The sequence below is a fragment of the Dyella subtropica genome, assembly GCF_026283965.1.
GTDB classification, from domain to species: Bacteria; Pseudomonadota; Gammaproteobacteria; order Xanthomonadales; family Rhodanobacteraceae; genus Dyella_D; species Dyella_D subtropica.
Genome location: NZ_JAPDPD010000029.1, coordinates 42,575 through 55,119 on the forward strand (window position 1 = coordinate 42,575; position 12,545 = coordinate 55,119).

Annotated in this window: 12 protein-coding genes; 11 read left to right on the top strand and 1 reads right to left on the bottom strand. The window is 60.8% G+C overall.

Going from position 1 to position 12,545, the window contains the following annotated elements; all coding sequences use genetic code 11:
- The first annotated feature begins 15 nt into the window (after positions 1 to 15).
- Genes OUZ45_RS19670 through OUZ45_RS19680 form a run of 3 tightly spaced genes read left to right on the top strand, consistent with a single transcriptional unit; the run spans position 16 to position 6,058 of the window.
- Positions 16 to 2,253, top strand: a complete 2,238-nt coding sequence (locus OUZ45_RS19670; RefSeq protein WP_266172026.1) for a glycosyl transferase family protein — start codon at positions 16 to 18, stop codon at positions 2,251 to 2,253.
- A gap of 26 nt (positions 2,254 to 2,279) precedes the next feature.
- Complete coding sequence (locus OUZ45_RS19675; RefSeq protein ID WP_266172027.1) at positions 2,280 to 5,159, top strand: NfrA family protein; 2,880 nt, start codon at positions 2,280 to 2,282, stop codon at positions 5,157 to 5,159.
- 5 nt (positions 5,160 to 5,164) lie between these two features.
- Positions 5,165 to 6,058 carry a DUF4434 domain-containing protein gene (locus OUZ45_RS19680; protein ID WP_266172029.1) on the top strand — a complete coding sequence of 298 codons (894 nt, stop codon included), beginning with the start codon at positions 5,165 to 5,167 and terminating at the stop codon, positions 6,056 to 6,058.
- 142 nt (positions 6,059 to 6,200) lie between these two features.
- Here the strand turns inward: OUZ45_RS19680 and OUZ45_RS19685 are convergent, their stop codons facing one another.
- On the bottom strand, positions 6,201 to 7,178 hold the full coding sequence (locus OUZ45_RS19685) for a hypothetical protein (RefSeq protein WP_266172030.1): 978 nt from the start codon (positions 7,176 to 7,178) through the stop codon (positions 6,201 to 6,203).
- Between the two features lie 1,074 nt (positions 7,179 to 8,252).
- Between OUZ45_RS19685 and OUZ45_RS19690 the strand changes: the two genes are divergently transcribed.
- The 8 genes from OUZ45_RS19690 to OUZ45_RS19725 all read left to right on the top strand — a co-directional run bounded on the left by OUZ45_RS19690 (position 8,253) and on the right by OUZ45_RS19725 (position 12,397).
- Positions 8,253 to 8,990, top strand: coding sequence for a cytochrome P460 family protein (locus OUZ45_RS19690; protein WP_266172031.1), 738 nt, complete (start codon positions 8,253 to 8,255; stop codon positions 8,988 to 8,990).
- Positions 8,991 to 9,242: 252 nt separating this feature from the next.
- Positions 9,243 to 9,719 (top strand): hypothetical protein, encoded by a 477-nt coding sequence (locus tag OUZ45_RS19695; RefSeq protein ID WP_266172032.1) that lies wholly within the window; start codon positions 9,243 to 9,245, stop codon positions 9,717 to 9,719.
- The gene (locus OUZ45_RS19700) at positions 9,712 to 9,921 is read left to right on the top strand and encodes a DUF1737 domain-containing protein (protein WP_266172033.1); all 210 of its coding nucleotides are present in this window, start codon (positions 9,712 to 9,714) and stop codon (positions 9,919 to 9,921) included. The genes OUZ45_RS19695 and OUZ45_RS19700 overlap by 8 nt, the downstream gene beginning before the upstream one ends.
- A 108-nt stretch (positions 9,922 to 10,029) precedes the next feature.
- Positions 10,030 to 10,437, top strand: coding sequence for a hypothetical protein (locus tag OUZ45_RS19705; protein ID WP_266172034.1), 408 nt, complete (start codon positions 10,030 to 10,032; stop codon positions 10,435 to 10,437).
- A gap of 150 nt (positions 10,438 to 10,587) precedes the next feature.
- Entirely contained in the window at positions 10,588 to 10,959 is a 372-nt protein-coding gene (locus tag OUZ45_RS19710) for a hypothetical protein (RefSeq protein WP_266172035.1), read from the top strand.
- 140 nt (positions 10,960 to 11,099) lie between these two features.
- Complete coding sequence (locus OUZ45_RS19715) at positions 11,100 to 11,513, top strand: hypothetical protein (RefSeq protein ID WP_266172036.1); 414 nt, start codon at positions 11,100 to 11,102, stop codon at positions 11,511 to 11,513.
- Positions 11,514 to 11,592: 79 nt separating this feature from the next.
- Entirely contained in the window at positions 11,593 to 11,898 is a 306-nt protein-coding gene (locus tag OUZ45_RS19720) for a hypothetical protein (RefSeq protein ID WP_266172037.1), read from the top strand.
- Positions 11,899 to 11,992: 94 nt separating this feature from the next.
- Positions 11,993 to 12,397 carry a hypothetical protein gene (locus OUZ45_RS19725; protein WP_266172038.1) on the top strand — a complete coding sequence of 135 codons (405 nt, stop codon included), beginning with the start codon at positions 11,993 to 11,995 and terminating at the stop codon, positions 12,395 to 12,397.
- The last annotated feature ends 148 nt before the right edge of the window (positions 12,398 to 12,545 follow it).

Sequence of the window (12,545 nt, forward strand, 5' to 3'; positions counted from 1 at the left end):
GGGCGGAGGCCAGGCATGTGGTGGCTGGATGCATTTACGACTTACCTCTACGGCCTGGGCGCGGTCGTCTCCGCGATCGCCTTCATGCTGCTGATCAGCGGTCTGGACGACTTGTTCATCGACGTCGTTTATTGGGTGCGCCGGCTGTGGAAGTCGCTGACTGTCTATCGCAGGCACGAGCGCACCTATTTCCACGAGCTGTATCGCCCGGTGGAAAAGCCGCTGGCGATCATGGTGCCGGCCTGGCATGAAACCGGCGTCATCGGTCAGATGGCCGAGCTGGTCGCGACCACGCTGGATTACGAGAACTACCATATCTTCGTCGGCACCTATCCGAACGACCCGGATACCCCGCGCGACGTCGACGAGGTCTGCGCGCGCTTTCCCAATGTGCATAAAGTGGTGTGCGCGCGCCCCGGGCCGACCAGCAAGGCCGACTGCCTCAACAACGTGCTGGACGCCATCCTGCAATTCGAGCGGCGCGCCCACATGCATTTCGAGGGATTCATCCTGCACGATGCCGAAGACGTGGTGTGCGCACTCGAGCTGCGCCTGTTCAACTTCCTGGTGGGGCGCAAGGACCTGATCCAGATTCCGGTCTACCCGTTCGAGCGGCAGTGGAACAATTTCACCAGCCTGCATTACCTGGACGAGTTCGCCGAACTGCACGGCAAGGACGTGCCGGTGCGCGAGGCGCTGGCGGGGCAAGTGCCCAGTGCTGGCGTCGGCACCTGCTTCAGCCGACGCGCGATGCTTGCCTTGATCGACGAAGGCAACGGCATCGCGTTCGACGCGCAGAGTCTCACTGAGGACTATGACATCGGCCTGCGCCTGAAGAAGTGGGGCATGGAAGAGATCTTCGTGCGCTTTCCGGTATTGCGTTACCAGCGCCATCGCGTGCACGACAGCCATCTGGGCCAGAGCTTGCGCGAGTCCAACGTCATCTGCGTGCGCGAATACTTCCCTGATCGCCTGGGAACGGCCGTGCGCCAAAAGTCGCGCTGGATCATCGGCATCGTCTACCAGGGCTACCGCACCCACGGCTGGAAGCACGGCCCGGTGCTCAACTACTTCCTGTGGCGCGATCGCAAAGGCGCGATCAATAACTTTGTCAGTTTCGCCGCCATGCTGATCCTGCTCCACCTGTTCATGATCTGGCTGTTGCAGCAGGTGTGGACGCAAGCGCCGCACTTCGTATCGATCTTCGAGGGGCAGCCGTGGTTCGATGCCATCCTGATCGGTAACGCCACGCTGATGGGCAACCGCATGTTGCAGCGGATCATCTTCGTATCCAGCTACTACGGCGTGAAGCAAGGCCTGTTGTCGATACCGCGGCTGCTGTGGGGCAACCTGGTCAATTTCTTGGCCAATTGGCGTGCGATCCACCAGATCATCAAATGCGGCGATCCGCACCGGGTGGCCTGGGATAAAACCAAGCACGATTTCCCCAGCATCGGCGGCGAGAATCACGCCAAGCGCTCGCTGGACGAGATGCTGGTCGCGAACGGCGCGGTGTCGGCGGCGGCACTGCGCGAGGCGGAACTGCACCGCATCGACGGCCTGCAACTGGGCAGCTCGATGATCCATAAAGGCCTGATCACCGCCGAGCAGCTGGCCCGCCCGATTGCGGAGCGGATCGGAGTGCACTGCGAATCGGTGGACGCGTCCAGGCTACCGCCCGAGTTGCTGGATGCGATCCCGGCCAGCATCGCGCTGCATTACGCCGTGCTGCCGCTACGGGTTGAGAGCGGCAAGCTGGTGCTTGCCAGCGAGTCCTATATCGACCCGGTATCGATGGCTGCCATCGCGCGCCAGCTCGACCGGCCCGTGCGCTATGTGATCGCCCACAAAGGACAGGTCACGGTGGGCCTGCGCCGCTGGTATGCCCACGTACGCGACCACAATCACGACCCGCGCGGCTTGCTCGATGCCGCGATGCGCAGCGGGCAAATCGATGGCGACCGCGCGACGACACTGTGGGACAGCTATGTGTCGCGGCAGGTCACTTTGGGCGAAGTCCTGGTCGCACAAGGTCATCTGGACGAAGTCGCGTTCAGAGCATTGCTGTTGAAACATGCACGCAGCGGGCTGCCGCTGGGTGAGTTCCTGGTTGGGCAGGGTGTGATCAGCCGCGAAACGCTGGATCGCATGCTGACCCTGCAGGCGGCGCTGCAACCGAGCATCGCGAGCCTCCTGGAGCAGGAAGCCGCCGGTTCGGCGCAGCAGGAGACACCAACGGGCCGAGCAGCATGAAACGACCATGGCCAACCCGATGTGCAATGGCGTTGTTCGTGATGGCGCCAGCGTGGCCGCTCTGCGCCGCAGGCCAGGAGTCGGCCGGAAACGCCAGCCGCTACCAACAATTCATGGTGTACCCGCACCGGCAAGCCGGCTACGCAGCGATGCGGGCCGGCGACGAGCGCGCCGCTGTCGATGAATTCGAGCGCGCACGCGCGCTGGCGCCGCAGAGTATCGACACCGCACTGGATCTGGCCGAGGTGTATCGGCATTTCGGACATGCGGCGCGTGCGCAGGCGGTGCTGGACGAACAACGCCGCTACACGCCGGCCGATCCACGACTGCGCGCCCCCAAGACTGTGGCGGCAGCCCCCGCCGTCGATTGTGGCCGGGACAACCGGCCGGTGTGTCGCGCCCAGCGCGGCTTCGACGACTTGCAGGCGGGCGATCTCGCCAAGGCACAGGCGGAACTCGATGCGCCGGATTTCGCGCGCAGCACGGAAGGCCGTGCTTTGCGCCATGCACTGGTCCAGCGCGCGATTTACCTCGGAGACGCCCCCCGGGCCGAGACGCAACTGGCCGAGCTGGATGCCAGCGATAAGCTCAGCGCCGACGAACGTGATCAATGGTTCAATCTGCTGCTCAAGCTCGGCAAGCTGGGCGAGGCCCGCCAGCTGCAATCGCGCGGCGGGCTGGATGCACCGGCGTATGACCTGGCCATGGCGCAGGCGTTGAGCAACAGCGGCGAGCGCAAGCTGTTGGCGGCCTATATGGCACCGCGCCAACCCGCATTCGCCAGTGAGAAGGACGAGCGGCAATGGGTGAACCTGCTCGCGCTGGCTGCGCGCGATCGACCGGAGCTGTTGGCCGGCTACACCGCGCGCTATCCCGCCAACGCCGCGTTGCAGGCACAGCTTTCGGTGCCGCTGGCCATGGCGCGCGGCGATAGCGCGATGGCCCAACGCATGCTGTCGCGACTGCCTGGCGAAAGCTTCCGCGAGGACCGATTCAGCCTTGCTCTGCAGCAGGGCCGGCATGCCGAGGCCAGGCAGCAGGCCGAAGCACTGATCGCCCAACCGGACGGCCATCGCCTGCTTGATCCACTGAGCTATCGCTTGATGGAAGCCGGCGCACGCAACGAAGCGAAGCACCTGCTGCTGGCGGCGTATCCGTTTGCCGGCAACCCGCGCGCGGCGACGTTGTTTGCTCGCCTGGCCGTACTAGCCAGCGGGCAACCGAAGCTGTTTTCATCCGATGATCGCGCGCGCCTGGAGCGGCCACTGGAAAGCGTGTCGCTGCGCGTGGCGCAAATTCCCATCCTCAGCGCGCTGCGCGACTGCGATGGCATCCGCCAGGTGATGGCCGACCATTCGCCGGACTATCCCGCGGCGCTGTGGCGGCAGCTCGGCGACTGCTATGGCAACGATCGGCCCGGCCTGGCCGAGTACGCCTACGCTGAGGCCAACCAGCGCAAGCCCGACAGCGACACCACCCGCGCGCTGGCCTATCAGGCCTTCAGCGCACGGGACTATGCGACGGCGCTGCAAGCCTGGCGTTCGCTGCCGGCGACGCGCATGCAACTCACCGATTTGATCGCCGCCGCGACCACCGCGCTCACCATCGACCAACCGGCCGTCGCGCGTTCCTGGCTGGATACCTATGCAGCGCAGGGCGGGCGGCAAGACGACACGTACTGGTGGCTGCGCGCGCAGGCCGACGAGCCGCGCGATCCATCGCTGGCGCGTGCCGACCTTGAAAACGCCGTGGCGATGCGCCCCGACCCGCAGTACTACGCGCGCCTGGCGGCCTTGCAAAGCCAGGCCGGCGAACCGCAGCAGGCGCTGGCCTCGCTGCAGCGAGCCAGCGTGCTCGCACCCGACGACAGCAAGCTGGCGGCCTCGCTGGGCTACGCCTATATGCAAGTGGGTGCGCCGGACAAGGCGGTGGTGCAGTTCGAACGCGCGCACCAGGCCAACCCCGACGACACCGCCATGACTCGGCAGTTGCTGTACGTGCACCAGCAGCTCGGCGATAACGCGCAAGCACAGGTCTACGCCGCGCAAGCGATCGACCAGCTCGGTCCCGCCATTGATGCCGGCAGCCCGAGCGGCAAGGCGCAAGAGGACGAAGACGACCAGCGCTACACCTTGCGGCGCCTGCACGAAGACCTAGGCCGCAAGTGGCGCTTCAACGCCGACATGACGCTGGGCAATACCGTCTCCTCGGCCGCCAACACGGCGCACCCGGGCTTCTCCTATCGCAGCTACATGCAACTCGAAGCGCAGTACCGCTTCGATCCGCACCTCACCGGCGGCGATGCCAACACGTTGGCTGCCTACGCCCGCGTGTTCGCCGGCAGCGGCGGCAGCGGCGCGGTGTGGCCGATCCATTCGCCGATGCTCGGCGTGGGCCTGCACTGGAAACCGCTGCGCTCGCAGAACATCGTGCTCTCCGTCGAGCAGCAGACGCCGATGGGCAACAGCCGCAACACCCGCAACGACACCATGCTGCGCGCCAGCGGATCGTGGGCGTTCAGTCCGCGGCTCAGCGACGACTGGCATGCCACCGGGCCAAGCTGGTTCAGCCAGAACTTCTACGTGGACATCGCCCGCTACCTGCGCGCCAAACAAACGGTGTTCACCGCCGACTACCAGCTGGGCTGGCATCGCAAACTGGTCGAGGGACAAACCATCGAGCCCTACGTCCATCTGCAGTACACCGGCATCGACCGCGCGCACGGCGCAGGCTATGTGCGCGATGCGCGTGCCGGCGTCGGCGTGCAGTGGAATCTCTGGTACGGCGAAACCCGCTACGACGCCTACCCGCATCGCTTCAGCGTGGCGCTGGAGGGGCAACACGCCTTCACCACCTACCTGCGCGAGAACAATGCGATCTTCCTGATCGCGAGGACACAATGGTGAGACACATGCTGCGTTGGTGGGTTGGACTGTCGCTGCTGCTGGCGCCGCTGCTGGCCAGTGCGACCACAGCGATTTTCTACCAGCCGCAATTGCGCGATCGCGGGGTAGCGGCAGCGCAGTGGCCGCGGCTGTTTGCGCAGGTGCATGCGCAGGGCTTCGACACGCTGGTGGTGCAGTGGACGCAGTACGGCGATGCGTTCGGCGACCCCGCCGGGCATGCGTGGCTGTTGCAGCGCGTACGCGAAGCGCGCGCCGCCAACTTGCGTATCGTGCTGGGGTTGGGCAGCGATCCCGCGTTCTTCCAGCGCCAGGAGGCGGCGGCGGCGGCCTTGGACGACTACCTGCAAACGCTGTCGCGCCGCAACGCTGCGGTGGCCCGCCGGTGGGCCGACGACCTGGGTGAGGATGCGATCGCTGGCTGGTACCTGCCCATCGAAATCGACGATAAGCGATGGCCCGATCCCAAGGCACGCAAGCTATTGCTGGGCTATCTCGCCACGGAACGACGTCAGCTGGATCGGATCGCACAGCGACCGATCTACGTGACTTCGTTCTTCACTGGCCGAATGACACCATCGGGCTATGCCGATCTATTGGGCGACATGCAACGCAGCGGCGTGCGCGCATGGATACAGGACGGCGCGGGTACCGGGCGCCTGTTGAAGTGGGAGCGTGAGCTGTATCTCGGCGCGGCCAGCCAATGCGCGGGGCCGCATGCGCGTGGCATCGTCTTCGAAATCTTCCGCCAGACCGGCGGGGACAAGGCGTTTACCGCTTCGGCACTGCCTGACGCCGAAGCCAGTGCGGCATTGGCCCAACGTGCGCCATGCGAGGGTGACAGCGTCTTCTTCGAGCTGCGTTATCTGCCCGAAATGGCGGCGCTGCTGCGGCACGAATGACGGATGGAGCGACATCATCTATCTGGAGTGTGAGTACAAAAAACAGAACGCCTCCCGAGGGAGGCGTTCTGTTTCACGGTCAAACCGCTTGCGGACGAAGGTGAGTAGGCACCCCCGTCCATGACAAGCAACGGTCGATGACTTACTGCGGAGCCTTCAGCGGAGCGATGGTCTGGTCGAGCACGTTCCAGTACGACTTGGTGTACGGAACCATCTGCTCGGCGTAGTTCCACCAGAAGAAGCCGCCGATGAACTTCGGATCGTTGAAGGTGTTCACCATCGGGTAGTACTTCTTGATCAGGCCCGTCTGGATATAGGTGGGCGCGGAGGTGCTCGACGTACCGATCTCGCCGAAGCCGACCTTGGCGTTCGGGAAGATGCTCTCGAGCGCGTGGAAGTCGGCGCCCCACGAGGGTGACAGTCCCGTGCAATCCTGGTACGGGTAGTAGCTGAAGAGCGCGTAGTCGGCACCCTGGCGAACGCGAGCCGACAGGAAGGTGCTGGCCCAGCTCTTCCAGTAATCCTGGGGCAACTGCCAGCAATTGTTGCCCTTGCTGTCGTCGTTGTAATACAGCGTGACGGCGGTCTTGCCACCGACGCTCTTCACGATCGTGTTGGCGGCGTCGACCATCTGGCCAATCGCGGTCTCTTCGGCGTTGACGGTGGCGTCGTCGCCGCTCGGATCCTGACGCAGCCATTCGCCGTTGATCTCGTTGGCGATTTCCCAAACGTCGACGGTGCCGTTCAGGCCATGGACCAGCTCATTGGTGCGCGCCGTGTAGGTGTCGATGTCGGACGGGAAATAGTAGGAGTCCATGATCTCGCCCATCACGTAAGCCACTGTGTGCAGCTTGACCAAGGCGGGGTAGTACTCGGCAGCGGAGGTGCCGGGATCGAACACCACGCGAACCGTGGGCTTGTAAGGCAATTTGGTCAGCGACGGGATGATCGCATTGATATTGGACAGGTCGTCCAGGGTGACACCGTAGATCGGTGCCTTGATCGTCGCCGCCGCCTGGGCGTTGGCGTTCAGCGAAAGCGGGGCTGATGCAGCAAAGAGAGCAACAGCAGCAGCAAGTGGCGTAAGAAGAGTTTTTGCAGAATTCGTAAGTTTTTTCATTTAATAGTTTTCACGTACTGGGGCGATCCTTTACCCGGTTAGGAGTAGTGGCCATGACACAAATGGTTTGCCACGACATGACGACGACGCCGCGGAAAAAGTTTGCGGAGCCGGGCTTAGTCGTGCTCATCCGAGCACTGGTGGAGATCGTCCATACAACGGTTCCCCTATCCCCTGGCGCTTATGCAAGAGGAGGAGGCTGAAACCACCGTTGGGAAAGCCAGCGAAAGCGGCGAAAACCACATGGATGATCGAAGCAAGTCTCGGAAGCATTCCTCGACTTGAACGATTCCGCCCTTCCTGGACAAAGCCGGACCGCACAGACCCGGGAGATGACGCACCGGGTATCGCTGGCCCGACGAGTCTAACGAATCGATCTCCCGGGTGATCAAAATTTGGTTAGTTATGCCAATTTTTCGTGACGACCAGGTGTTTTTGGTCATAACAAACTTACGCGGAGCTTGCGAAATGGGATGACTCGGCTTTCCTCGCTCCCCGGAACAGACCACATCCTTGTGCTCTCCCCGCGTGGAGGGGCGAGGAAGGCTGACTACCTGTCGAGGGCGCGCACGGCGGATTTGCGGCCGGACAGAATCTTCCTAACACCATGAATTACAATGACAAAATGAGGCAAAGAAGATCATCGGTGGCGCATGTCTCGGCCCGGCCCGAGACTGGTGGCGCGGTGCTTGCTCTACGTTTCCTCAGCCTGGATTGGATGTACATCGACGGATTTCCAACCATCTCTCACCGCCTTGGCGTCAGAGAGAGGCATGAGCTGTCATGTAACGATGGTGAGAAAGCGATTGGCTCATCATAGTTACATGCTCCTTGGTCCGGATTCGGAGCTTGCGGTCAGCCAGGCCATCGCCGAGCTGGTAATGCCCACTGCGGATTCCGGTCGGACTGAACGCCATTTCCGGAAAGGGCTGACCAAGTTGCCGGTGTTGACCAGCATTCCCGCGAAGGCCTGGATTGCCATCGGACGGGTGGTGCCGGCAGGTTGGCCATGTCTGCTTTTCGACTGCGGACATTACCAATGGCTCATTGACCGTATAGATCTGCAACGGGAGCATGCGTCGGCGTATCTGCGCCCTGAGCGCGAGATTCGGCCAGGCCAGGGCGCTTAGAACTGTTGCTTTGTTGGCGTCGAAATTTCGACAACAAACAGGGAGCGTAACCGTTATGGTCAAGGCAACAATCTATCGCTCTGCGCTGATTGCAATGGCACTCGCCGCCCAGGCATCTGTAGCAATGGGCGACGGGTCTGCGGAGTACTCACACGCACCCTCCTACACGTCCGATGGCCGGTTGAATCCGCCGGCGGACTATCGCGAATGGGTCTTTCTAAGCTCGGGTCTGGACATGAGTTATAACGAAAAGGCCATGGCATCAAGCCAGCCTGTTTTCGATAACGTCTTTGTCAATCCTGAGGCTTATCGTGCGTTCCTCAAGACGGGAACCTGGCCAGACAAGACGCAGTTTGTTCTTGAAGTGCGCAGCTCTTCCGCAAAAGGATCAATCAATCACCGCGGCCACTTTCAAAGTGGCGCTATCACCGGTATGGAAGTGCACGTTAAGGACACATCGCGTTTTCAAGGAGGTTGGGCATTTTTCGGTATCGATGGCCAATCGCCTGCCAAGCAAATCCCGCTGACGCAGGCTTGCTATAGCTGTCATAGCGCACACGGCGCGGTGGACACGACCTTCGTGCAGTTTTACCCGACTCTTTTGCCCATTGCTCAACAGCACGTCACCCTCAGCACCGCATACATGAAGGATGAGGCTCAAGCCGCCAACACCGTGCATTGATATCGCGCCGAATTCCTCTGGCGCGGCGATGTCCGCAAGCTAGCTTGCCCTCTTTTCCGATCCTAGAGTCCCTTCCGATCCGAAACAGACATTTCCTGAGTCGCCTTTTTCGTCCGACCATACGCATGGTTGTTAGCTGGCATAAGCACCGATAGGCTTCCAGCTAGCAAAGGGGCTGCGCAGCGATTTTTGAGCGCAACAAGGGATGCATAACCGGATCCAACGGTCCGTCCATTCGGCAGGTAGATGCGCATGACCGATGAGTTCATCGAGCCAACGCCTCAGGGGCGTCGCAGCCTGATCGTGCTCTTGGTGATAGGCGTCGTGCTCGCCATCTCGTACCGGTTTTGGCTGCAACCCGCGCTCCTTGGTTATATCCATTCGCTTCCCCTTTGCGACCAGCTTCCCTGGTGGCGCGGTCTGTTGATCAGCGTCTTGGTGTCGTTCCTTTTCGTCGCTTTTCTCTCCACATGGAACGCTCTCCAGCTTCTGCGACACGGCCAATCGCCTCCGCCCGGCACCTGGGTGTTTCAGCGCACCAAAATCCAGCGTGGCGTTGCCGTGCGAAGGCGAGCCTACTTTCTTCTCGCCATTGCTGCGCTTGCTGTTCTCATCGCCTGGTACTGCTGGCAGAACATCTCCACCACGCCCATATTTCACCCAAGGGGCGAGTGCGCATCTCATCAGGCACTCCCCTCGACGAAAGCGCCTTCGGTGCGCAGTGACTGAAGCAGTATTCCCATTGTCTGATTCGCCACCCGATGGTCTTCCGCGATATCGATTGCTCACGGGCAAGGATGACGCAGCGTTTTGCCACCGCGTTTCGGAAGCGTTGAACCTTGGCTACACGCTGTACGGTTCTCCAGCGGCGACGTTCAACGGCGAGCATGTGATAGTCGCTCAGGCGCTACTCTGGCCGGAGAAAGCCTAGCTGCGCTCCGGTGCGGCTCTACCGCTCACGTTGGCGCACGGGCTGGATAGGGCCCGGCAAGCGGCTATCGTCGAGCCGGGTTGTTGTTCTCATTGGCAGGGAGTGGGTATGGACAAACCGAAGCACGCCGCCATCGATGAGTTGATCGCGGCCTTTTACGCGGCGTTCGACAATCGCGGAGCGCAACTGCCGACGACGGCGGAAGTACGGCGCATGTTCCTGCCGAACGGGCGGGTCACGCGCGTGTCTCCAGACGGCGTCGAGTCCTGGACCGTCGACGAATTCATTGCGCCTCGCCTCACGATGCTGAAGAACGGCACGCTGGTCGATTTTCATGAATGGGAGATCGAAGCCGAAACGACGGTGTTGGGCAACATAGCCAATCGGCAATCCCGTTATGGAAAAGCTGGGACGTTACATGGGGCACCTTATTGCGGCGAAGGGCGGAAATTTGTGCAGCTGTGCCGCGTCGGCGATCATTGGCAGATCATCTCAGTGCTGTGGGAAGATCTTTAGTCGATTTTCTCTACGGCGCGACAAGGCAACCATGTCGAAGGTCGACGCCTTGGGGAGTGAGCGCGCCTACGCAGCGATGACGTTCTTTCGTCGCAACTGAAAGGTCCGCTTTCGACCCGAAGCGGACCAAAAATTTAGGGGTGTAACGGCATGTTGCTCACGGAAGATCAGACCGACCAACAATCTTTGTTGCGCATTGGCGCCGAAGCTGCCGCCTTGCTTGTTGGCAGGGACTTTTGTGCATTGGCTGATCGCTTTGGCTATGCCTTGGCCTACGATCGAAAGGTCTCGGATGCGATTGAGGTTGACCTCGCTTCCTGTCTAGCTCAGGCCGATCAGGAGCTTGAGCAAGCGACTCCGTGGCAAACCGTTAAGTACTTCAAACCAAACGCCACGAACCTGTTCGCCGTTGTTGAATACGTCGCCCGCATGCCCGAAGGTCCGGCAGTCCTAGTTGAGCTCATCGTGAGCGGGGACGGATCGGAACGGCATATCACTTTGGAAGATATCAGCCTTGTTTAAAAGCGGGATCCAATGTCCGTATATGAACTCCTCCCCGTCTTCGGCATCTGGACCTTGCCTCTCCCGAGCCGCAGCGTCCATACCGGAGACGGTGATTCCGCCGCCACGTCGGCTCCCATAGAACCCTTTCAGGCCATTTCATGAGCAATGATGTTGATCTATTGGCGGTAGTTAATTGTCTGCAAAGCGATGCGCTCCTATGTGGACTGATCAACGCTGCCCCTCCTCAGGCGATCGTCATGCCCTTCGCGAAGGGTCATGCGAGAAGCTATCTGTTTGTTGCAGTGTTCTTCCACAATGAGAATCTTAGAAAGGAAGTTGTTCCTGCAGCTTGCAAGAGAGTAGTGGCGTTGCTACGGCACAAGTACTTGGCGACGCTCGATGGCGTGGAAATTCTCGTAAGCGTAGTTACGGCCAATCGCACCGAGCGGATCCTTAGGTTGTCAGTACTTAAGGAATCGCTGGACGCTTTTGAGAAGATGGGGAGCTTGGAGTTAAACACTCGTGCACCCGCCTCTGGGATAACGAGTCTGATGTACAAGCAGATCAGTTAGGACTTGAGCGTTGTTCCAAGCAGCGACATTTACAAGTTCCGCTTTCGACCCGTGGCGGACACTTTCAAAGGGAGATTTCATGAGTTCGAATGAAGCGATCCTCGCGAATGTCGAAGCTCGTGGGGGTGTTTATGTATGGGAGACTGAGGTTTTTACAGTCGCGTTCATGGCAAACGTCGCCATCACCGACGCAGACGTGTTGCCACTTGTCGAACTTCGAGGAGTCCAACAGATAGCGCTCAATGCGGCCGAACTGTTCCTGTCGGCTGTCGCGAAGGTTGCGGGCACTCCTGGGCTGCAATCGTTGGTTCTGTTCAATAGTAGCTATTCCGAACTGGAGCTCGCCTCACTGCGAGCTATTGGCCCGGAAATCATGTTGGCTTAACGTTGGGTCGGAGTGTCCGCTTCCGACCCTAAGCAGACATTAGGGGAAGTTGCAATCGAGGAGCATGGGGTTTCGTTGAAGCTCAAGAGGGGTTATGGAACTGAAGCGACTGTACTACCCAGCCATCTGGTTCTTTTGGGGCTCTATTCTTGTCTGTCTGCCAGCGTCGTGGCTTGTTTCACCCCCCGTCGGACTGTCGACCTACCAGCTGGCTCACTTTGGTGCGATCTTGCGCAGCTTCTGCATTGCCGGGAGCTTCGCCGGATTCTTTGGCTATGCGGTGAGCCTGGCCGTCCTTCGCGCAGCCCCGAGACGATGGATGAGTATGTCAGTGGGTGCCGGCGCGGGCCTCAGCATCATCATTGCAAGCCTTCCCAAGTTCATTTCCATGAACTTTGGCCCTACGTGCGCAAGCCTGCTATTGCTCGGGATGTTTCTGGGCATTCCGGTTGGTCTACGAGCGCGCGGAAGTCGTCAGGCAACCAAAGTAGCGACCTGACAACAATTTCCTGTTAGGTCCGCTTTCGACTGCGGATTCAGCCGGTCGTTGCAACAGATTGATGAAACCGTTCGGCCGGTGTTTCGAAGTGTAAGGTCTTTCTCGGACGCGCATTCAACTGTCGAGCCACGGCGTTGAGCTTGGCTTG